The 20,846-nt window shown below is 73.2% G+C and carries 19 protein-coding genes and 1 pseudogene; 9 read left to right on the top strand and 11 right to left on the bottom strand.

Features of this window, described 5'->3' with window-relative positions; genetic code table 11:
* Nucleotides 1-15 precede the first annotated feature (15 nt).
* Nucleotides 16-477 (top strand): MarR family transcriptional regulator, encoded by a 462-nt coding sequence (locus ACGF3H_RS24225; protein ID WP_362487420.1) that lies wholly within the window; start codon nucleotides 16-18, stop codon nucleotides 475-477.
* A 23-nt stretch (nucleotides 478-500) separates the two neighbouring features.
* On the opposite strand, the gene ACGF3H_RS24220 is transcribed toward ACGF3H_RS24225, so the two are convergent.
* Nucleotides 501-1,259 carry a hypothetical protein gene (locus tag ACGF3H_RS24220; RefSeq protein WP_362487422.1) on the bottom strand — a complete coding sequence of 253 codons (759 nt, stop codon included), beginning with the start codon at nucleotides 1,257-1,259 and terminating at the stop codon, nucleotides 501-503.
* A 211-nt stretch (nucleotides 1,260-1,470) separates the two neighbouring features.
* Here ACGF3H_RS24220 and ACGF3H_RS24215 point away from each other — a divergent pair, with 211 nt between their 5' ends.
* The 4 genes from ACGF3H_RS24215 to ACGF3H_RS24200 all read left to right on the top strand — a co-directional run bounded on the left by ACGF3H_RS24215 (nucleotide 1,471) and on the right by ACGF3H_RS24200 (nucleotide 6,387).
* A complete protein-coding gene (locus tag ACGF3H_RS24215) occupies nucleotides 1,471-3,327 on the top strand; it encodes an ABC transporter ATP-binding protein (RefSeq protein WP_362487424.1) in 1,857 nt (618 codons plus the stop codon).
* A complete protein-coding gene (locus ACGF3H_RS24210; RefSeq protein WP_362487426.1) occupies nucleotides 3,324-5,105 on the top strand; it encodes an ABC transporter ATP-binding protein in 1,782 nt (593 codons plus the stop codon). Before ACGF3H_RS24215 ends, ACGF3H_RS24210 begins: the two co-directional genes overlap by 4 nt.
* A 478-nt stretch (nucleotides 5,106-5,583) precedes the next feature.
* Entirely contained in the window at nucleotides 5,584-6,054 is a 471-nt protein-coding gene (locus ACGF3H_RS24205) for a DUF5709 domain-containing protein (RefSeq protein ID WP_362487428.1), read from the top strand.
* A gap of 63 nt (nucleotides 6,055-6,117) precedes the next feature.
* Nucleotides 6,118-6,387: a type B 50S ribosomal protein L31 gene (locus ACGF3H_RS24200; protein ID WP_362487430.1), complete on the top strand. Its 270-nt coding sequence runs from the start codon at nucleotides 6,118-6,120 to the stop codon at nucleotides 6,385-6,387.
* 71 nt (nucleotides 6,388-6,458) lie between these two features.
* Here ACGF3H_RS24200 and ACGF3H_RS24195 read toward each other — a convergent pair whose 3' ends face one another.
* A complete protein-coding gene (locus tag ACGF3H_RS24195; protein WP_362487432.1) occupies nucleotides 6,459-7,253 on the bottom strand; it encodes a metal-dependent hydrolase in 795 nt (264 codons plus the stop codon).
* Between the two features lie 157 nt (nucleotides 7,254-7,410).
* On the opposite strand from ACGF3H_RS24195, the gene ACGF3H_RS24190 reads away from it, so the two are divergent.
* Nucleotides 7,411-9,924 carry a DUF3516 domain-containing protein gene (locus tag ACGF3H_RS24190; protein ID WP_362487434.1) on the top strand — a complete coding sequence of 838 codons (2,514 nt, stop codon included), beginning with the start codon at nucleotides 7,411-7,413 and terminating at the stop codon, nucleotides 9,922-9,924.
* Nucleotides 9,925-9,943: 19 nt separating this feature from the next.
* On the top strand, nucleotides 9,944-10,810 hold the full coding sequence (locus ACGF3H_RS24185) for an acyl-CoA thioesterase II (protein ID WP_362487436.1): 867 nt from the start codon (nucleotides 9,944-9,946) through the stop codon (nucleotides 10,808-10,810).
* Nucleotide 10,811: 1 nt separating this feature from the next.
* On the opposite strand, the gene ACGF3H_RS24180 is transcribed toward ACGF3H_RS24185, so the two are convergent.
* The 7 genes and pseudogenes from ACGF3H_RS24180 to ACGF3H_RS24150 form a co-directional block, all read right to left on the bottom strand.
* The gene (locus ACGF3H_RS24180; protein WP_362487438.1) at nucleotides 10,812-11,918 is read right to left on the bottom strand and encodes a DUF6397 family protein; all 1,107 of its coding nucleotides are present in this window, start codon (nucleotides 11,916-11,918) and stop codon (nucleotides 10,812-10,814) included.
* Nucleotides 11,919-12,056: 138 nt separating this feature from the next.
* Nucleotides 12,057-12,470, bottom strand: coding sequence for a roadblock/LC7 domain-containing protein (locus tag ACGF3H_RS24175; protein ID WP_362487440.1), 414 nt, complete (start codon nucleotides 12,468-12,470; stop codon nucleotides 12,057-12,059).
* Nucleotides 12,471-12,665: 195 nt separating this feature from the next.
* Nucleotides 12,666-13,271, bottom strand: coding sequence for an ATP/GTP-binding protein (locus ACGF3H_RS24170; RefSeq protein WP_362487442.1), 606 nt, complete (start codon nucleotides 13,269-13,271; stop codon nucleotides 12,666-12,668).
* A gap of 155 nt (nucleotides 13,272-13,426) precedes the next feature.
* Nucleotides 13,427-13,840 carry a DUF742 domain-containing protein gene (locus ACGF3H_RS24165; RefSeq protein ID WP_362487444.1) on the bottom strand — a complete coding sequence of 138 codons (414 nt, stop codon included), beginning with the start codon at nucleotides 13,838-13,840 and terminating at the stop codon, nucleotides 13,427-13,429.
* Nucleotides 13,841-13,862: 22 nt separating this feature from the next.
* Complete coding sequence (locus ACGF3H_RS24160) at nucleotides 13,863-14,300, bottom strand: roadblock/LC7 domain-containing protein (protein WP_362487446.1); 438 nt, start codon at nucleotides 14,298-14,300, stop codon at nucleotides 13,863-13,865.
* On the bottom strand, nucleotides 14,297-16,930 hold the full coding sequence (locus tag ACGF3H_RS24155) for a nitrate- and nitrite sensing domain-containing protein (RefSeq protein ID WP_362487448.1): 2,634 nt from the start codon (nucleotides 16,928-16,930) through the stop codon (nucleotides 14,297-14,299). Before ACGF3H_RS24155 ends, ACGF3H_RS24160 begins: the two co-directional genes overlap by 4 nt.
* A gap of 67 nt (nucleotides 16,931-16,997) precedes the next feature.
* A pseudogene (locus ACGF3H_RS24150) lies at nucleotides 16,998-17,772 on the bottom strand (MHYT domain-containing protein).
* Nucleotides 17,773-17,924: 152 nt separating this feature from the next.
* Between ACGF3H_RS24150 and ACGF3H_RS24145 the strand changes: the two are divergent.
* Nucleotides 17,925-18,524: a class I SAM-dependent methyltransferase gene (locus ACGF3H_RS24145; RefSeq protein ID WP_362487450.1), complete on the top strand. Its 600-nt coding sequence runs from the start codon at nucleotides 17,925-17,927 to the stop codon at nucleotides 18,522-18,524.
* Nucleotides 18,525-18,528: 4 nt separating this feature from the next.
* Here the strand turns inward: ACGF3H_RS24145 and ACGF3H_RS24140 are convergent, their stop codons facing one another.
* Entirely contained in the window at nucleotides 18,529-19,284 is a 756-nt protein-coding gene (locus ACGF3H_RS24140; RefSeq protein WP_362487451.1) for an alpha/beta hydrolase, read from the bottom strand.
* Between the two features lie 143 nt (nucleotides 19,285-19,427).
* Between ACGF3H_RS24140 and ACGF3H_RS24135 the strand changes: the two genes are divergently transcribed.
* Nucleotides 19,428-19,952, top strand: coding sequence for a PadR family transcriptional regulator (locus tag ACGF3H_RS24135; RefSeq protein WP_362487453.1), 525 nt, complete (start codon nucleotides 19,428-19,430; stop codon nucleotides 19,950-19,952).
* On the opposite strand, the gene ACGF3H_RS24130 is transcribed toward ACGF3H_RS24135, so the two are convergent.
* A complete protein-coding gene (locus tag ACGF3H_RS24130) occupies nucleotides 19,938-20,834 on the bottom strand; it encodes an oxygenase MpaB family protein (protein WP_362487455.1) in 897 nt (298 codons plus the stop codon). The two genes, ACGF3H_RS24135 and ACGF3H_RS24130, sit on opposite strands and share 15 nt — an antisense overlap.
* Nucleotides 20,835-20,846 lie beyond the last annotated feature (12 nt).

Below are 20,846 nucleotides of genomic sequence, written 5' to 3'. Positions count from 1 at the left end.
TGTTATTGTTCCCGCATGACCGCCCCCGATCCCGACGGCCTGCTCGCCGAGCAGTTGCTGCGGCTCACCCGCAGGGTGCACCGCATCCAGAAGCGCCATCTCGAACGGCGCGACCTCGGCATCACACCGGCCCAGTCCCGGCTGCTGCGCACCCTGGCGCACTACGGGTCACCGCCTCGGATGGCCGATCTGGCCGAGCGGCTGGAGGTCGTTCCGCGGGCGGTCACGACGCTGGTCGACGGACTCGAGACGGCCGGGAAGGTGCGTCGCGTCCCGGATCCGGCCAATCGCCGGGTGACCCGGATCGAGCTCACGGACGACGGGCGCGCGGCCCTGCGGGAGGTGCGCGGCGCACGCCGCCTGGCCGCGGAGGAGATCCTCGCCCCGCTCACGGACGAGCAGCGCGCGGCACTGGGCGAGCTCCTGGACACGCTGGTCGACGGGCCCGGCACGGAACCCGGGAACGGTGCGGCGTAGGCGATGCGCCGTCCCTGGGCCGGTCAGGCGCCCAGGTCCGCCCGGTCCCCCATCACCAGCACCGGATGCCGGTCCGGGTCCAGCGTGCGCAGCAGGTACTCCATCCCCGCCTTGGGGAGGCTGACGCAGGCGGACGTGCCGCTGCCGTGGTCCATGTGCAGCCAGATCGAACCGCCCTTGGACGCGCCCTCGGGACGGGTCGGGTCGTTCGGTGACGTCCCCTTGACCCGGTTGTAGTCGATGGCGATGACGTAGTCGAAGTCGTGCCAGTACGACGTGCCCCACGAACGCGGCGCCGCAAAGGCGGAGGACCGGGTGTAGGGCAGTCCCGCGCCGGGGGCCGGGTCCGGGTCGGGGAGCACACCGCCCGCGTCGCTGAGCGTGAAGACACCCACGGGACTGCGCTTGTCGTCCTCGTGGTGGTCGGTCGTCCACCCCTTGCGGCCGTTGTGCGCGGCCCAACTGCGCGTCCGGTGCCAGACGGAGCCCCGCTTCGTGTACAGCACGACCGTGGACTCGGCGGAGTCCCTGCCCTCGCCGTACACCGCGACGACCTGGCGGGACGCGGCGGGAATGCGCTGCCGCAACCGGTCGCCGACCCCCGGGATCCGCGTGGTGTCGGCCGGGGCGCCGCTCGTGCCGGCCGCGCCGCCGGCGGGCCGGCTCGCACCGGCCTGCGTGCCGTGCCCGGACGGTCCGCCGCCACAGGCGGACAGGGCTGTCAGAAGGGAACCGAGGGCCGCCACCGCGACCGCCGTACGCCGTGCTCCACCACTTCGCATCCGTCCATCGTCGCACTCACCGCGCGGAACGCTTCCGGTCGCCCCGGGCGTCGCCGGTCCGGCCACGGGGCCCCCGACGCCGCAGCCGGATTCGTATCCCCTCGCGGAAAACCGCTTGATTTTGGGCACGCCGCGACGCGAACCTTTCACGGTTTGCAGCCTCTTGATGCCGTGTTGCGCGGCACCCCCTGACACGAGCCTCTGGGACGCCATGCAGATCCAAGACCTTCCGTATCCCGACCCGGGCGTGCCCGACGCGCGCTCGGGCCCCCGTTTCCTGTGGTGGCTGTTCCGGAACCAACTGGGTGGCCAGCTCAAGTCGCTGGCCTGGGGCCTGCTGCACTTCGCCTCCGTCTCGGCCCTGCCCTTCTGCGTCGGCCTCGCCGTCCAGGCCGTCGTCGACCGCTCCGGCGCCCGGCTCGCGGCTGCCGGCGGCCTCATGGCGCTGTGCTGCGTAGGCAACGCCCTCGGCGACACCTTCCTGCACCGCTCCGCGGTCACCAACTGGATCACCGCCGCGGCCCGCGTCCAGCAACTGCTGGCCCGCAGGACCGCGATGCTGGGCTCGGCACTGACCCGCCGCGTCGCGGCCGGCGAGGTCGTCGCCGTCTCCACGAGCGACGTCGAGAAGATCGGCTGGTTCGTGGAGGCCGTGTCCCGGTTCACCGCTGCGGCGGTGACCATCGTGCTGGTCTGCGTCGGCCTGGTCGTCTACGAACCGTCGCTCGGGGTCGTCGTCGCGGCGGGTCTGCCCGTGCTGGCCCTCGCGGTGCTGCCCCTGCTCCCCCGCGCCACCCGGCGAGCCGACGTCCAGCGCGAGAAGGCCGGACGCGCCACCGAACTGGCCTCGGACACCGTCGCGGGACTGCGGGTCCTGCGCGGCATCGGCGGCGAGGAGCTCTTCCTCGACCGCTACCGCGGCGCCTCCCAGGAGGTGCGGCACGCGGCCGTCCGCAGCGCCCGGATGTGGTCCCTGATCTCCGCGATCCAGGTGCTGCTGCCGGGACTGCTGCTGATCGCGGTGGTCTGGCACGGAGTGCACCTGGCCGGCGAGGGCCGCATCGGCGTCGGCGAACTCGTCACCGTCTACAGCTCCGTCATGATCCTCACCTATCCGCTGCGGCACTTCGAGGAGATCGCCATGGCGTACTCCTTCTCCCGCCCCTCCGCCAAGCGGGCCGCACGCGTGCTGGCGCTGGAGCGGGCCACGGACACCGCGGGGACGCGCGCCGCCGAGGTACCGGCCGGAGACCTGTACGACCCGTCCACGGGTCTGCTGGCTCCGAAGGGCACGCTCACCGCCGTGGTGTGCGGCGACCCCGACGCGGCCGGCCGCCTCGCGGAGCGTCTCGGCGGGCATCCTTCGCAGGAGGGGACGTCGGCCCTGCTGGGCGGGGTGCCGCTCGACGAGCTGCCGCTGGACTCCGCCCGCACGGCCGTCCTGGTCCAGGACAAGGACCCGGTGCTGCTCTCCGGCACGCTGCGCGAACTGCTGGACGTGCCCGCGTCCGGCGCCGTCGCAGCCGGGGACGCGCTGACCGCGGCCCAGTGTGGCGACGTGCTGGCGGCGCTCTCGCAAGGGTCTGTCGGCGCCGACGATCCGATGGACGCCCGCATCACCGAGCGGGGCCGCTCTCTCTCGGGCGGCCAGCGCCAGCGGCTCGCCCTGGCCCGGTCCCTGATCACGGACCCGGAGGTGCTCGTCCTGGACGAGCCGACCTCCGCAGTGGACTCGCACACCGAGGCGCGGATCGCCGAGGGCGTGCGGAACCTGCGCGCGGGGCGCACGACGGTGGTGTTCACCTCGTCGCCGCTGCTGCTGGACCGCGCGGAGCGCGTCGTGTTCCTGGACGACGACCGGGTGGCGGCGGTGGGCGCCCACCGGCAGCTGCTGCACGGCGAGCCCCGGTACCGGGCCGTCGTCACCCGCGAGACCGACGACGAGAACGCCGCCCGGCACACCGGGCACGGGGCCGGGAACACGCCGGACCCCGACGGCGGCTCCCTCGGCGGGCGGCTGGACGACGACGTACTGCACCGACTGGAAGAGATCGAGGAGACGGCATGATCGGCGTGGCGCCACCGTCGTACGACCCGGCGGCCCCGACGACGGCGAGCACCCTGCCCGTCGGGGTCCCCGCGACCGTCCGGGCCTACGCGGGCGATCTCCTGCGCCGGCACCGCCGTGCGTTCGTGCTGCTCGTCACCGTCAACACCGTCGCCGTGATCGCCTCCATGGCGGGCCCCTCGCTGCTGGGCGGGCTCGTGGAACGCGTCTCGGACGACACCCGCGAACTGCATCTCGGGCTCACCGTCACGCTGTTCCTGCTGGCGCTCGTCGTCCAGGCCGTGTTCGTCCGCGAGGTGCGGCTGCGCGGTGCCGTGCTCGGCGAGCGGATGCTGGCCGACCTGCGCGAGGACTTCCTCGTGCGCTCGGTCGGCCTGCCGCCGGGCGTCCTGGAGCGGGCGGGCACCGGCGACCTGCTGTCCCGCATCACGACCGACATCGACCGGCTCGGCAACGCCATGCGCGAGGCCGTGCCCCAGCTGTCCATCGGCGTGGTGTGGGTGGTGCTGCTGCTCGGCGGCCTCGCGGTCACCGCTCCCCCGCTCGCGCCGGTGGTGCTCCTCGCCGTGCCGCTCCTGGTGATCGGCTGCCGCTGGTACTTCCGCCGCGCACCCTCCGCCTACCGTTCGGAGGCGGCCGGGTACGCCGCCGTGGCCGCCGCGCTCGCGGAGACCGTGGACGCCGGCCGCACCGTCGAGTCCCACCGCCTCGGCGCCCGCCGCATCGAGCTGTCGGAGCGCCGGATCAAGGAGTGGACGGCCTGGGAGCGCTACACGCTCTGGCTGCGGTCGGTGCTCTTCCCGGTCATCAACGTCACCCATGTGACCGTGCTCGCCTCCGTCCTGCTGATCGGCGGTGTGTTCGTCCTGCAGGGGTGGATCGGGGTCGGCCAGCTGACCACGGCCGCGCTGATCGCCCAGATGCTCGTCGACCCGGTCGGGCTGATCCTGCGCTGGTACGACGAGCTGCAGGTGGCCCAGGTGTCGCTGGCCCGTCTGGTGGGCGTGCGGGACATCGAGCCGGTCGCCGGTGACGCCTCGCTGGCGCCGGACGGACGGCACGTGCACGCCGACCGGGTGCACTTCGGCTACCTGGAGGGCGTGGACGTCCTGCGCAAGGTGTCGCTGGAGGTCGCCCCGGGGACGCGGCTGGCCCTGGTGGGCCCCTCCGGTGCGGGCAAGTCGACGCTGGGCAGGCTGCTCGCCGGCATCTACGGTCCCCGTGACGGCAGCATCACCCTGGGCGGCGCGGAACTGTCCAGGATGTCCGCCGAGCGGGTCCGCTCGCACGTCGCGCTGGTCAACCAGGAGCACCACGTCTTCGTGGGCTCCCTGCGCGACAACCTCCGCCTCGCCCGCACCGGAGCCACCGACGCCGAGCTGTGGGCGGCGCTGGGCGCGGTCGACGCGGACGACTGGGCCCGTGCGCTCGACGAGGACCTGGACACCGAGGTCGGCTCCGGCGGGTACGCGCTCACACCGGCACAGGCCCAGCAGATCGCGCTCGCCCGGCTGGTGCTGGCCGACCCGCACACCCTGGTGCTGGACGAGGCGACGTCCCTCCTCGACCCGCGGGCCGCGCGCCACCTCGAACGGTCCCTGGCCCGTGTCCTGGACGGCCGCACGGTGATCGCCATCGCGCACCGCCTGCACACCGCCCACGACGCGGACGTCATCGCCGTCGTCGAGGACGGCCGGATCAGCGAGCTGGGGAGCCACGACGAACTGGTCGCGGCGGACGGTGCCTACGCGGCGCTCTGGCGGTCGTGGCACGGCTGAGCGGCGCGCACCGCTCGCCGCCGGGCCACGCGGGCGGGGCCACGCCGGTCCCACGCGGGGCGGAGCAGGCGGCGCGCCGGTCCCACGCGGGGCGGGCGGGGCGGCACCCCTCGCTGCTCGGCCACACGGACGGGGGCACGCCGGTCCCGCGGCGCGGGGCGGGCGGGGCGGACGGCCGTGGACGCTCGGTCGTAGGTGGTTGCGGTGCGGGTGGTACGCGGTTCGTCGCGCGGTTCCCCAGGCCCCGTGCGGGCGCTGCGCCGCCCGGCGCCGGGCAGGCACCGCAGGAGCCGCCCCGGCCGGGCTCCGTGCCGTTGCGCGGTCCCGAACGGGGGTGGAAGGCTGGGAGGAGGCACCGGCTCGGGGAAGGCCCGGGAACCGCGTGGTTCGACGACGGGTGACGCCTGTGCCCCGTGCAGCGGCGGCCCGCCGCGGTCCACGGAGAGAAGGGGTCGGACCCCACCCCCTGGAGGTACCCGTGAACAGCGCCGACGGATGGGGAGATGACGTCTACCAGCCCGACGATTCCGAGCAGAGGGAGGACACGGGACTGCTCGACGGTGAGGACACCCTCGAGTACGACGGTGTCGACGACCCCCTCGACCGGGGCTGGTCCCCGCCCGAGCGCCCCTGGGCGGTCGAGCACACCGGTGTGACGGCCGCCGAACGTCACCGGGGCGAGACGCTGGAGCAGCGGCTCGCCGAGGAGCGGCCGGACCCCGCCGCCCCCGACGGCGACGGTCTGGGCGACTCCGAGGGAACCGACGGCGAACTGCTGGACGACGAGGTCGGCGCGGGCCGCTCCGGCCGGCTCGTGGCCCCCGACGAGGGAACGCACGAGGACGAGGAGCCTGCGCTGGTCGCCAGGGACGTGGGCATCGACGGCGCGGCGGCGTCCGCCGAGGAGGCCGCGATGCACGTCGTCGACGAGGACTCCCTGCCCGGCTGACACCACCCGCCACCGGGTCCCCGCGCCGCCGGCCCGGCGGTCCGCGCCGCACGAGGAGCAGCCATGCAGCAGGACAAGCACCCCGACTACCGGCCCGTCGTCTTCCGCGACCGCGCCGCCGGATACGCCTTCCTCACCCGGTCCACCGCGACCAGCGAGGAGACCATCGCCTGGGACGACGGGGAGACCTACCCGGTGGTGGACGTCGAGATCTCCTCGGAGAGCCACCCCTTCTACACGGGCAAGGCCCGGACGGTGGACTCGGAGGGACGCGTCGCCCGCTTCGAGCGACGCTACGGCAGCGGCGAGGCGGAGGGCGGCGGCACCGGCTGAGCCGGCGAGGCGCACGCCCCGGGGGCGCGTCTCCAGGGGACGCATGCCCGCGGAAAAGGCCGCCGGGCGCCTCAGATGAAGTTGAGCGCCGCCGCGCAGCCCACTCCGCCGAGCACCATGAACGCCGGCATCAGCACCTTCAGCTCCACCCAGCTGCCCGCCCGGAACCGCATGGCCTTCGGCGGACCGATGGGATACCAGCGCTTGCGGCCCACGGGTATCGGCCACAGTATCGGGCAGCCCGAGACGGTGAGCGCGTCCCCGATGTCGTGGACCAGCGCACCCAGCACGATCGGCAGTCCCAGCCACAGGTACTCCTGGCCGGGTGCGGTGAACAGCCAGTCCGAACCGCCGGCCGGCTCGTCCAGCGTCCCGGCGAGGATCCACGCGCTCGTCGCGGCGAGCAGCCAGACCAGCACGTCGGCGCTGGAGCCGCGGGTCGCCCGCCACAGCAGGCCCTCGATCGCCAGCACCATGTGCACGAAGAGGATCGCGAGCACCGCCCAGCGTCCGCCCGCGATGGCAAGGGCCGAGGCGCCGGCGCCGATCAGGACCGCCCACAGCCAGGTGTGCGTGAGGGTGCGGTGTCCGCCGGAGCGGCGCGGGTCGCCCCGCTTCTTCGTGGCCTTGTAGACGGCGTACGACAGCTTGTCGACGATCTCGCACAGCCACCGGGAGACCGGTCCGAAGGCCCGGGAGATGGTGGCCGCCTTGTGGTCGAGGTCCGGGGCGAGGGCGGCACCGGCGCAGATCAGGGCCCCGACGAGCAGCACCGGCCAGGGCATCGGGTGTCCGGCCGCGGCGGTCGCCGCCCCGACGCCCAGCCAGGCCGCGGCGCCCGACAGTGAGTGTGCTGGTCCCATCATCGCCGTTGCCCGCCCCATTCCTCGTCTGCCGCTGTCCAGTTGTCCGGGCCCGTTTCCGGATCCGCTGATGCGCCGTCGGCGACCCAGCGTAGCGGTCGTGATCTTCGTTCCGGCATCCGATTCCCCCATCGCGGCCCGGGCCAGGCAAGATGGGGGCGTGACCCTCATCGACCAGCTCCCGCCGACCGCCGATCCCGATGCCCTGTACGAAGCCTTCGAGTCGTGGGCCCAGGAACGCGGGATCACGCTCTACCCCCATCAGGAGGAGGCGCTGATCGAGGTGGTCTCCGGCGCCAACGTGATCGTGTCGACGCCCACCGGCTCCGGCAAGAGCATGATCGCGGCGGGTGCTCACTTCGCCGCCCTGGCCCGGGACGAGGTCACCTTCTACACGGCTCCGATCAAGGCGCTGGTGTCGGAGAAGTTCTTCGAGCTGTGCAAGCTGTTCGGCACCGAGAACGTCGGCATGCTGACCGGCGACGCCTCGGTGAACGCCGACGCGCCCGTCATCTGCTGCACCGCCGAGGTGCTCGCCTCGATCGCGCTGCGCGACGGCAAGCACGCGGACATCGGCCAGGTCGTCATGGACGAGTTCCACTTCTACGCGGAGCCGGACCGCGGCTGGGCCTGGCAGATCCCGTTGCTGGAACTGCCGCAGGCCCAGTTCGTCCTGATGTCGGCCACGCTCGGTGACGTCTCGTTCTTCGAGAAGGATCTCGCGCGCCGCACCGGCCGCCCCACGGCGGTGGTCCGCTCGGCCACCCGGCCCGTGCCGCTCTCCTACGAGTACCGCTACACGCCGCTCACCGAGACGCTCACCGACCTGCTCGAGGCCCGGCAGGCGCCCGTCTACATCGTGCACTTCACGCAGGCGCAGGCCGTGGAGCGGGCGCAGGCGCTGATGAGCATCAACATGTGCACACGTGAGGAGAAGGAGAAGATCGCCGAGCTGATCGGCGCCTTCCGCTTCACCACGAAGTTCGGCCGCAACCTCTCCCGTTACGTCCGGCACGGCATCGGCGTGCACCACGCGGGCATGCTGCCCAAGTACCGGCGCCTGGTGGAGAAACTCGCGCAGGCCGGTCTGCTGAAGGTGATCTGCGGGACCGACACGCTCGGCGTGGGCGTCAACGTCCCGATCCGCACGGTGCTGTTCACGGCCCTGACCAAGTACGACGGTAGCCGGGTGCGCACGCTGCGGGCCCGTGAGTTCCACCAGATCGCCGGCCGGGCCGGGCGCGCGGGTTTCGACACCGAGGGCTTCGTCGTTGCCCAGGCCCCCGAGCACGTCATCGAGAACGAGAAGGCGCTCGCCAAGGCGGGTGACGATCCGAAGAAGCGGCGCAAGGTCGTCCGCAAGAAGGCCCCCGAGGGCTTCGTGGCGTGGTCGGAGAGCACCTTCGAGAAGCTCATCGCCTCCGATCCGGAGCCGCTGACCTCCCGCTTCCGGGTCACGCACACGATGCTGCTGTCGGTCATCGCCCGGCCCGGCAACGCCTTCGCCGCGATGCGGCACCTGCTGGAGGACAACCACGAGCCGCGCAAGCAGCAACTGCGGCACATCCGGCGGGCGATCGCCATCTACCGCTCGCTGCTGGACGGCGGCATCGTCGAGAAGCTCGACCAGCCCGACGCCGAGGGCCGCATCGTCCGCCTGACGGTGGACCTCCAGCAGGACTTCGCGCTGAACCAGCCGCTGTCCACGTTCGCGCTGGCCGCGTTCGAACTGCTGGACCCCGAGTCGCCGTCGTACGCCCTGGACATGGTGTCCGTCGTGGAGTCCACGCTGGACGACCCGCGACAGATCCTCGCCGCCCAGCAGAACAAGGCGCGCGGCGAGGCCGTGGCCGCGATGAAGGCGGACGGCGTCGAGTACGAGGAGCGCATGGAGCGTCTCCAGGACATCACGTACCCGAAGCCGCTGGAGGAGCTGCTCTTCCACGCGTACGACACCTACCGCAGGAGCCACCCGTGGGTCGGTGACCATCCGCTGTCGCCGAAGTCGGTCATCCGTGACATGTACGAGCGGGCGCTGACCTTCACGGAGCTGGTCTCGCACTACGAGCTGGCCCGCACCGAGGGCATCGTTCTGCGCTACCTCGCGAGCGCCTACAAGGCCCTGGACCACACCGTCCCCGACGACCTGAAGTCCGACGACCTCCAGGACCTGATCGAGTGGCTCGGTGAGATGGTGCGCCAGGTCGACTCCAGCCTGCTGGACGAGTGGGAGCAGCTCGCCAACCCCGAGGTGATGACGGCCGAGGAGGCCCAGGAGAAGGCCGACCAGGTACGGCCGGTCACCGCCAACGCGCGGGCCTTCCGCGTCCTCGTCCGCAACGCCATGTTCCGCCGGGTCGAGCTCGCCGCTCTCGACCAGGTGGAGGAGCTGGGCGAGATGGACGCCGAGGCCGGCTGGGACGCCGACGCGTGGGGCGAGGCCATGGACAAGTACTGGGACGAGTACGACGACCTCGGCACCGGTCCCGACGCCCGCGGCCCCAAGCTGCTGGTGATCGAGGAGCAGCCGAAGGACGGCCTGTGGCGCGTGCGGCAGATCTTCGACGACCCGAACGACGACCACGACTGGGGCATCAGCGCCGAGGTCGATCTCGCGGCCTCGGACGCCGAGGGCCGGGCGGTCGTCCGTGTCACCGATGTCGGCCAGTTGTGAGCACAGGAGAGTCCCACCGATGACGAACCCGGCAGAGAGCCTTGTCGCCCTGCTCGACCTGGAGCAGATCGAGGTCAACATCTTCCGCGGCCGCAGTCCCGAGGAGTCCCTGCAGCGGGTCTTCGGCGGCCAGGTGGCCGGCCAGGCGCTGGTCGCCGCCGGGCGCACCACGGAGGGCGACCGCCCGGTGCACTCGCTGCACGCGTACTTCCTGCGTCCCGGGCGCCCGGGCGTGCCGATCGTGTACCAGGTCGAACGGGACCGGGACGGAAGGTCGTTCACGACCCGCAGGGTCACCGCCGTGCAGCAGGGCCGCACGATCTTCACGCTCACCGCCTCCTTCCACAAGCCTGAGCAGGGGAGTTTCGAGCACCAGCTGCCGCCGGCCCGCAAGGTCCCGGACCCCGAGTCCCTGCCGACGCTCACCGACGAGATCCGCGCCCACCTGGGCGCGCTGCCGGAGCAGTTGGAGCGGATGGCGCGCCGTCAGCCGTTCGACATCCGCTATGTCGACCGGCTGCGCTGGAGCGCCGACGAGGTCGCGGACGCCGAGCCGCGCAGCGCCGTGTGGATGCGCGCGGTCGGACCGCTCGGCGACGACCCGCTCGTGCACACCTGCGCCCTGACCTACGCCAGCGACATGACGCTCCTGGACGCCGTGCGCCTCCCGGTGGAACCCCTGTGGGGGCCGCGGGGCTTCGACATGGCCTCGCTGGACCACGCCATGTGGTTCCACCGGCCGTTCCGCGCCGACGAGTGGTTCCTGTACGACCAGGAGTCCCCGATCGCGACCGGCGGGCGGGGACTGGCCCGTGGGCGGATCTACGACGTGGAGGGACGCCTGCTGGTCTCCGTCGTCCAGGAGGGATTGTTCCGGTCCCTGTAGGTCATGAGCCTCGGCGCCGGAGCCGGCCGAGGAGGCCGCGGATCCTTCCGGAGTCCGCGGCCCGGTGCCGCGACGGCGCCGGCCCGGGTGCGTTCGACACCGGCCGCGGCGGGTTCGGTACGGGCCGGAGAGCAGGGTGCGCGTCCCGGCGTCCGCGGGCCGTCGCCGCCCGGTGATGCCCGGGTGCCGTCGCTGCCGTCGGTGCCGCCAGTGCCGGACGACGACGGGGCGGCGCCGGTGCCGGGCGGTGACCGTGGGCCGTCGCTGCCGGGCCGTGTCGCTGCGCTCGTGGGGCCGGGCGTGGGGCCGGTCGGAGGATGCGCGCGTGGCGCACCGCGCGCGCCAGGTCGGCCCGGAGCCGGTCGGTCTCGTCCGGCTCGGCAGCCGTCATGAGCTCTTCGGCGAGCTGCGCGGCCGGCGAACCCGGTGAGCCGTGGACCGGGCGGGCCGGTCGGAGCAGGCTCAGGTGGGAGCGTTCGTAGGGGTCCCGGACGACCTCCGAGACGTCGACCGGGTCGAGCAGTGAGGCCACGGCGGCGGCCCGGGCCCACGGGTCGTCCGTCCGGCGCAGCAGACACTCGAGGTGCCGGCCCCGCCAGTTGCGGGGGCGCAGGTCGAGCCCTTCCGCCAGCTGGTCCCGCAGGCCTCCCGGGACGCGCCCCGTCAGCAGCGCCCTGTTCCGCTCGTCGGCCGCGAACTCCCGCAGGTCGTCGACGAGATACCTCCAGACGACGGCCCGGTAGCGGTTCAGGGAGAACGTCGTCGGCACCAGCAGTCCCAGCCGGGCGAGGCGGGTGAACCGCGCTTTCGTCACCTCCAGGAGAGCCGCGCCGTCCGTCGTCCCCACTGTCCGGACGCTCTCCCGCAGGGCCTCCGGAAAGCCCGCCTCCGAACGGACCCGCTGGATCTCGGCGCGGGCCACGCGCCCTCCGCCTCCCCTGTCGCCGGGGACGGTGCGGATGCGTCCGAGCTGTACGGCGATGTCGAAGTCGGCCCGCCTCAGCCCGAGTTCGCGTGCCGCCCGGCTCGGCGCGACCGATACCTCCCGGACAGCGGTGATCCGTTCGACGGTGACCGTGTCGTCGTGCGCGATGGTCTTTTCCGGCATGCTCGTCTCCCCCGTGGAGTGCGTCGGCCGACGTCGTCCCCGGCCGCCTGACACAGAACCGTAGCCGCTGCCGCGACACCCGTTCCGAGCCTGTGGAAAACTCCGCACACCCGCACCGGCAGGGTAGGAAAGACCTGGTCAGAAGTCTGTGGACAGATTCCGGTCCGGCTGCCGCGCGTCGACGTCGAGGTGTTCACCGACCCGGTTGACGAGCAGCGTCATCTCGTAGGCGATCTGCCCGATGTCCGACTCCGCCGCGCTGAGCACGCACAGACAGCTGCCGGAGCCCGCCGCCGTGACGAACAGCACCGCGTCGTCGAACTCGACCATCGTCTGCCGTACTCCGCCGGCCCCGAAGTGACGGCCGGAGCCCTTGGCCAGGCTGTGAAGTCCGGACGAGACGGCGGCGAGGTGCTCGGCGTCCTCCCGCCGCAGCCCCGTACTCGCCCCTGTCACCAGGCCGTCGTTGGACAGGACCAGCGCGTGCCGTACGTGTTCCACCCGCTCGGTCAGGTCGTCCAGCAGCCAGCCGAGTCCCTGCTTCTGCACCATGATCCGGTCTCCCCGTGTTGTCCCCGTATGCGTCGTCTCCCCCTGCGCGGGGGATCTGCCCGCCAGCCTTCCCCACACCCGTGCCGCGGGCAAGGAGGATTGGTGCATGGCACAGAAGATGACCGATGACGAGTGGCGGACGTTCGCCGCGACGCCCGTACCGCGGGGCGGTGGCCGCCGGGGGTGGTCGGCCGGTCACCGCACCGAGTCGAGCAGCCGGGCGGTGTGCATCCTCCCGGCGTACTCCACCAGCCGGATCAGCACCTCCTTCCCCGAGTCGCGTTCCCGCGCGTCGCACAGCACCACGGGCGTCCCGGCGTCGAGGTCGAGAGCGCGCAGGACGTCGTCCGTGCCGTGTCGGCGAGCGCCCGAGAAGCAGTTGACGGCCACGACGAACGGGATGTGCCGGTGCTCGAAGTAGTCCACCGCCGGGAAGCAGTCCTCCAGGCGCCGGGTGTCCGCCAGGACGACCGCGCCGAGGGCGCCCTGTGCGAGTTCGTCCCACAGGAACCAGAAGCGGTCCTGGCCCGGGGTGCCGAAGAGGTAGAGGGAGAGCCCGGAGCGGATGGTGATGCGTCCGAAGTCCATGGCGACGGTCGTGGTGACCTTCTGGTCGATGCCTGCGGTGTCGTCCACGCCTTGACCGGCCTCGCTGAGCAGTTCCTCCGTGCGCAACGGTCTGATCTCGCTGACCGCGCCCACGAGGGTCGTCTTGCCCACGCCGAACCCTCCGGCGACCAGGATCTTCAGCGCCAGCGCGGTGGTGTCGCCGCCGGTGGCGTCGGGATGCTCGGAGACCATCGATCACTTCTCTCGGGAGTGCGGACGACGGCAGACGGCCGGGGGTGTGCGCGGCGGCCTCGGTGTGCGCGAGCGGCCTTCACGGGTGGGCGGGTCGTCGTGGGCGTTCTTCGCTGTCATGGCCTGCGGCCTCTTCTCATCGGTTCGGGCGGCCTCTACAGGGCGCGCAGCCCGTTGATCACCTCGCGCAGGATGCGCTCGTCGGGGAGTTGCGCGGGCGGTACGGGACGGCTGACGGTCACGGAGCCCAGTTCGACCAGGTCGCCGAGGAGCACCCGGACGACGCCCACGGGCAGATTCGCGTCGGCCGCGAGCTCGGCGACCGACTGGGTCTCCGTGCGGCACAGTTCGATCAGGGCGCGGTGTTCCGGTCCGAGCGCGGCGTGGCCGGCCGCTGGTGCGTCCGGGTGCAGGGTGACGAGGGCGATCAGGTCGAACCGTATTCCGGTGGGGCCCGGGTGGGTACGGCCGCCCGTCATCGCATAGGGGCGGACCAGAGGTCCGGCCTCGTTGTCGTACCACCGGCCGCCCGGCCCGTCGGGGACGCCGCTCGTGGTGTCGTCGGTCATCTGCGCGGACCGCCCTCCCGGGTCATCCTGCGGCGGGCGGTCGAGCCGCTGCCCGTGGCGCCGTGTACAGGTGCTCGCCGACCCGTCTGACGAGCCGTGCCATTTCGTAGGCGACCAGGCCGATGTCCGCGGTCACGGCGGTGAGGACGGCGAGGCAGGAGCCGTCCCCGGCGGCGGCCACGAACAGGAAGGCGTCGTCCATCTCCACCGTGGTCTGGCGCACGCTCCCAGCGCCGAAGTGCCGGCCCGCGCCCTTGGCGAGGCTGTGGAAACCGGAGGAGACCGCGGCCAGGTGCTCGGCGTCCTCGCGGCCGAGGCCGGTCGACGCGCCCACGGCGAGCCCGTCGTTCGACAGCACGACGGCGTGCCGCACCTCGCTCACGCGCACGACCATGTCGTCCAGCAGCCAGTCGAGTTCGCCGGTCCGCCGGTCGGATGCCGTGCGGGGGTCGTGGATCATGCGGGGTCTCCTTCGCTGGTGTCGCGGGGGGTCGTCGCGCCGGGCGGGGCACCGCGGCCCGGTTGCCGGCCACCGCCGCGGGTCCAGCCGTCGCGGTACGCCGCCATGCGGTCGCGCACGCTTTCGGGGGTGCGCTCGTCGTGGTCGTGCGCGGAGACGGGCGGTGCGGGTTCTTCCGGTCGCCCGCCGCGCAGTTGGGGGGCGAGGCTGGCCTGGCGTACGCGGCGGGGGAGGTGGTCGGAGTCCGCGGCCGGGTCGGAGGGCCGGTCGGTGGACCGGCCGGGGGACGGGTGCAGACGCAAGGCGGGGGCTCCTGGGGGCCGGCTTGTGGTCGTGGTCTCCGCCGTGGCGGGTGCGGGCGCCACCAGCGCGGGCCGGTCGGCGGGTGCGGGGACGGGTCCCCGGCGCGGGACGCCGGCGGGCACGCGCCCGTTCCTGTGCTCCGCCGGCTCTCCCGCTGTCTGTGCGGCTTCCTCGTGTGCAGCCTCCATGGGGGCGGCTGCCCCGCGTCCCGCTCCGGGCGACGGCCGTGACTGCGCCTGGAGCGGTCGGGCGTCCTCGAGGGAACGTTCCGCCGCTGCGTGGTGCAGCAGAGCGGTGGGCAGGAGGACGACGGCTGTGGTGCCGCCGTACGGCGAGGGCCTCAGGTGGACCTTGATGCCGTGCCGGGACGCGAGCCGGCTGACCACGAACAGGCCGAGCCGGTCACTGTCGAACAGGTCGAGCGCCTCCGACTGGGCGATGCGGCGGTTTGCCTCGGCCAGGGCTTCCCGTCCCATGCCGAGCCCGCGGTCCTCCACTTCGAGCGCGTAGCCGTTGCCGACGGGCTCGCCGGTGACGCTGACCCGTGTGTGCGGCGGCGAGAACTGTGCGGCGTTCTCGATGAGTTCGGCGACGAGGTGGGTGAGGTCGGCCACGGCGGCGCCGCCGACCGACGCCTCGGGGAGTTGTCGCACCTCCACGCGCGCGTAGTCCTCGACTTCGGAGACCGCCGCACGGACGACGTCGGTCAGCGGGACGGGCATGCGCCAGGCGCGGCCGGGGGCGGCGCCGGAGAGGATGATGAGGCTCTCGGCGTGGCGGCGCATCCGGGTGGTGAGGTGGTCGAGGCGGAACAGGTCGCTCAGTTCGTCCGGGTCGTCGGAGCGGCGTTCCATGCTGTCGAGGAGGCTGAGCTGGCGGTGGACGAGGATCTGGCTGCGGCGGGCGAGGTTGACGAAGACCCCGGAGATGCCGCTGGCGAGCTCGGCGCGCTCGACGGCGGCCCGCAGTGCGGCGCGGTGCACGGTGCCCAGGGCCTCGGCCACCTGCCCGGCCTCGTCCTCGGCGGGTGCCCCCGGCGGGGCCTCGGACCGGATGTCGATCTCCTCGCCCGAGCGCAGTCGGCGCATGGCCTCGGGAAGTTTGTGCCGGGCGATCTCCAGGGCGCTGTTGCGCAGGCTCACCAGCTCGACCACGAGGCCGCGGCCGATGCGGACGGAAATGACCAGTGACGCGGCGACGGCGAGGAGCCCGAAGAGGACGGCGGCCCCGGCCGGGGTGAGCACGCCCCGGGTGAACGGGTCGGCCCGGTCGGCGACCCCGCGCCCGGCGTTCCCTTCGATGGTCCGCATGCCGTCCCGCACGCGCGCGTGGGACGGGTCCCAGGAGCCGCGGGGCGCCGCGGCCTCGATCGGCCGGTCGCCCGAGCCGCCGTTCAGGAGCCGGTCCTCGGTGGCGCCCACGGTCGTGTAGGCGGCACCGCCGGCGAGTTCCAGCCAGGCGGCGCGGTCCGCGCCGCGCAGGTCGGCGACGGCGGACTCGGTGAGGGCGCGGCGGGCGCCGACGGCGGAGGCGAACATCCGCAGCCGTTCGCCGTCCAGGCCGCCGGCGGGCCGGGTGCCGGCGAGTACGGCGTCCTCCTGGGCCAGCGCTTCGCCCGCGCGGGCGAACTCGACCAGGACGCGCGCGTCGGACCCGAGATCCGCGTCCTGGACCCCGCTCAGCGCACCGCCCACCTGGAAGGCGGCCGAGATCGCCGTCGTGTACCGCTGATAGGTCTCCGCCCAGTCCGCGCGGCGGTCGAGCACGGCGCTGCGCAGCGGGCCCAGCTCCTCGGCACCGGTGACGAACGCCTCGAGCCGCCGCGCCACTCCCGTGGGCAGTTCCCCGCTGTCGGCGACGGTGCTGTGCTCGCCGAGCCGCAGCTTGCCGACGGCCCGGTCGGTGCGGGCGGACAGCTCCTCGTAGTCGCCGGGCGGTACCGCGTCCGGGTCGGTGGCGCGGCGCACGGCCACCGTCCGTTCCTCCTGCAACGCGGCCACCGCGGCGCTCACCGGGGCCCGGACCTGGGTGTCCACCCGCTGGACCTGGCGCAGCCGGGAGACGTCCTGAGCGGTGGTGACGGTGGCGTACGCCCACAGGGCCAGGAGGGAGACCACGGGCACCATCAGCAGGCAGACGATCTTGGCCCGCACGGTGCGCGGGCGCATGCGCAGACGCACCGCTCGCGGGGCCGGGTCCGGTGTCTCGGCCGCGCCCTCGGCCGGGCTCTCGTCGGCCGGTGGCCCGGCGTGCGCGCGACGGCCGCGCACGGGTGGCGACGGCGGCGCCTCGGCGCCGGTCGCGGGGGTCGTACGGGGTGTGCGCATGGCCTCCTCGCTTCTGACTGGTTCGGTGCGGGCTCTGTCCCCGGGCCGCCGGCGCCCGGGAGCGCGGCTACCGTGCGGTGCTCTGGACGGGCTGCTGAGCCGAAGCGGACGCCCGGCGCTCCCCCGTGGTCGGTGACAGGGCGACGAAGGCCGAGGTCAGGAACAGGTAGGACCCGAGGCCGACGGCGAGGGGGAAGATGAACTGCATCGCCGTGGCCCCGGGCAGGGCCTCGCCGGACGGTGTGACGCGCACGCTCACCGCGAACATCCCGGTGTAGTGCATGCTGCTCACCGCCGCTCCCATGAGCAGGGAGGCGAGGGTGACCGCGAGGGGTGACCTTATGTTGAGCGCGGCCCACAGCGCCGCCGTGGCCGCGACGACGGCGATCACGACGGAGAGGGCGACCCGCGTCGGGTCGTAGCTCACGTCGCCGTGCAGGCGTACGGCCGCCATGCCGAGGTAGTGCATGCTCGCGACGCCGAGCCCCGTGGTGAGGCCGCCGAGCAGGAGCGCGCGTCCGCGGTCGCGGCCGTACCCCACCGCGAAGACGACCGGCGCAGACGACGAGCATGGCGACGAGCAGGCTCGCGAGGGTGAGCGGCACGTCGTAGCGGATGTCGGTGCCGGCGACCCGGAAGCCGAGCATGGCGACGAAGTGCATCGTCCAGATGCCGGTGCCGATGGCCGTGGCCGCGGTGAGGAGCCAGTTGCGGCGCGAGCGCCCGGTGGCGCCGAGGGCACGCACGGTGCAGCGCAGCCCGAGGGCGGCGCCGGTGCAGGCCATCGCGTACGACAGCGCGGGTGTCAGCCAGCCCAGGGCTGCGTGGTCCAGGTGTCCCATGGCCCCGGGACGCTAGCCCTGCCCGGGGCGCACAACCTGGGCGCGTTCGAAAGCTGTTGGGATATGACACAGAGAGGTGCGGGAACGATCGCGTCACGCTCGAACGTGTGCGCTGCGGCATCTCCGGTGCCGGTTGGGGGATCATGCGGAACATGAGCGACGACCACACACACGTCCAGGAGTTCTTCACGGTCCGGGCCGCCGACTGGGACAGCCGGTTCCCCGACGACGGTCCCGCCTACGCGGCGGCCGTGGCGGAACTGGGTCTGCGCGAGGGGGACCGGGTCCTCGACGCGGGCTGCGGCACCGGACGGGCCTTGCCGCCGCTGCGTGCGGCCGTGGGCCCGTCGGGAGTGGTGGTCGGCGCCGATCTGACCCCGGCCATGCTCGAGGCCGCCGTGCGGGCCGGGCGGGACCGGGCCGGGCGGTTGCTGCTGGCCGACGCGGCGGCGCTGCCGCTGCGGCCGCGCTCGCTCGACGCCGTGTTCGCGGCGGGGCTGATCGCGCATCTGCCCGATCCGGCGGGCGGCCTGAGGGAGCTGGCGCGGGTCGTGCGCACCGGCGGTGTGCTGGCGCTGTTCCACCCGATCGGCAGGGCGGCGCTCGCGGCCCGGCAGGGGCGGCGGATCACCCCCGACGACCTGCGTGCCGAACCCAACCTCCGGCCGCTGCTGGCCGGCTCCGGGTGGCGCATGACGTCGTACACCGACGAGGACGCCCTGTTCCTCGCCCTGGCCGTGCGCGAGGGCTGACCGCTCAGGCCCGTCCCGCCACGGCCGCCGCGAACGCGTCCGGGTTGTCGAACATGACGTTGTGCCCGGCGCCGGGCACGGTCACCACGCGTACGCCCGCCGCCTCCAGGGCCTGGCGGCCGGCCAGTTCACCGCTGGACTCGCCCTGCAGATACACGCGGTCGGCGCTCAGCCCTTCGAGCAGGGTACGCATCACGGGCTCCGAGCCGCGCCGCAGACCGACGGCGGAGCGGTGCAGGGCGCGCGGGTCGGCCAGTCGCATCGTCGCCGCCCACTGGGGGCCGACGCTCTCGAGGACGCGCGCGTGGGCACCGTTCACGAAGTCCTCCTCCTCGTGGGCGGCGATGCCGCTGCTGCCGGCGGTGGGTGGCGGGCAGGCGTCGAGATTGGCCTCGGTGAGGACGAGCCGGGCGACCAGGTCGGGCCGCCGGTGGGCCAGGACGACGGCCACGGAACCGCCCATGCTGTGCGCGATCAGCTCGGCGCCGTTCACACCCGCCGCGTCCAACGCCGCGGCGAGGGCCCCGGCGTGGTCGTCGAGGGTGTAGCCGAAGTCCTGGGGCCGGTCGCTGATGCCGTGACCGGGCAGGTCGACGAAGAGGCTCCGCCGGCCCGCGAGGTCCGGGCGGGACGCGATGTGCGCGTGGTAGACGGACGACATCGCCCCGAGTCCGTGCACGTACACCCGCGCCGGCTCCGCCCCGGGGGCCTCCGTCCAGCGGATGCGGCTCCCCCTGCCGTCGAACTCGGCTTCTCTCATCCCGTCTCCCCTTCGCCAGGCGGATCAGCGTTCTCCGCACACCGGGGAGAATACATCGGTCACGAAGTATTACGGAACAGGAGTACACCTGGGGCGGGGTAAGTTCTGATCGATGTACACCGGTCGTGCGCGAGAATGCGGGCATGCTCGAGCTCGCCATCCTCGGTTTCCTCTACGACGCCCCGCTGCACGGCTACGAACTGCGCAAGCGCATCAGCGCGCTGACCGGGCACGTGCGCCCCGTCGCCGAGAGCACGCTCTATCCCGCGATCAAGCGGCTGGAGAAGGCGGGGCTGCTCGCGCGCGCCACGCAGCCCGGATCGGTCGCCGCCCCGCGTCACGTTCTGACACTCACCGAGGAGGGCAGGGCCGAGCTGCGCCGCCGCCTCGCCGAGCCCGGGCCGCGCGACATCTCCGACGAGAACCGCTGGTTCACGGTGCTCGCCTTCCTGCGGCACCTGGACGACGCCGCCGCGCAGGCCGCCGTACTGCGCCGCCGGCTGGCCTTCCTGGAGGAGCCCGCGAGCTTCTTCTACGACGGTGACCGCCCGCTGCGCGCGGAGGAACTGGACGACCCCTTCCGTCGCGGCGTCCTGACCATCGCGCGGGCGACCTCGCGTGCCGAACTCAGCTGGCTGCGGGAGACGATCGGCTCACTCGGCGGCTGAGGTGTCGATGTGGCGCACGGGACAGCCCGCGACGCCGGGGACCGGGCGGGTGCCCAGCTCCGTCAGCCGGTAGCCGTTCGGGTAGCCCTTGATCTCCCTGTTCTGCCGGGCGTGGTGCGGGGCGCGCCGCGGCGGCATGAGGCGGACCGCGCGCCCCCGAAGCCGTACCGCACGGCGCGCGATCGCCCGGGTGGCGGCGGCCGGCGGGGTGTAGCGGAAGGCCCGCAGGAGGGGCTCGTCGAGCAGCGCGAGCGTACCGGTCCGCAGGAGGGGCGCGAGGGGGCGCGGGTACCAGGAGGTCATGAGGTCGAGCGTGGCGTCGGAGACCCGGCGCGCGCCCTCGTCCCACGCGAAGTGCGCCTGCTCGTAGGCGTCGAGGCAGGCCTCGAACTCCTCGTAGGTCTCCGGGATGTCCTTGATGCCCATGTGCCGCCCGAGAGTGCGGTAGTGGACGGCACAGGCGACGGTCTCGTGGCCGGACATCCTGCGCCAGCCGTAGGCGTCGATCCAGCGTTTGGGCATCACGACGAAGGTGCACAGGACGTACCGCATGTCGTCGTCGGTGATGTCGTAGCTGCGGTGCATCCGATTGATGCGGCGGATCGCCGTGCGCCCCTCCTCACTGCCGAAACCGTGCTCGACGACGGCGTCGAGGAGCAGCACGGTGTCGTCGTAGCGCTTCTGGGGGCGGTCGGTGAGCTCCGCCGTCTCGGCCAGCAGCCGGCCGATGCTCGGCACGGCATAGGTGCGGTAGAGGGCGAGTTCGAGCGCGCGGGCGAAGTCCCAGGGGAACTCGTAGGCGGAGGACAGCCGGTAGATCTCCGAGGCGTCCCGGTACGGGTCCATCCGCCGGATCTCCCCGAGCCGTTCGAAGCGCTTCACGGTGGCCGTCCC

Source organism: Streptomyces sp. NPDC048185 (genome assembly GCF_043202495.1).
Lineage (GTDB): Bacteria > Actinomycetota > Actinomycetes > Streptomycetales > Streptomycetaceae > Streptomyces.
The sequence above is the reverse complement of the archived record's forward strand: the minus strand, read 5'-3'. Positions and strand labels throughout refer to the sequence as shown.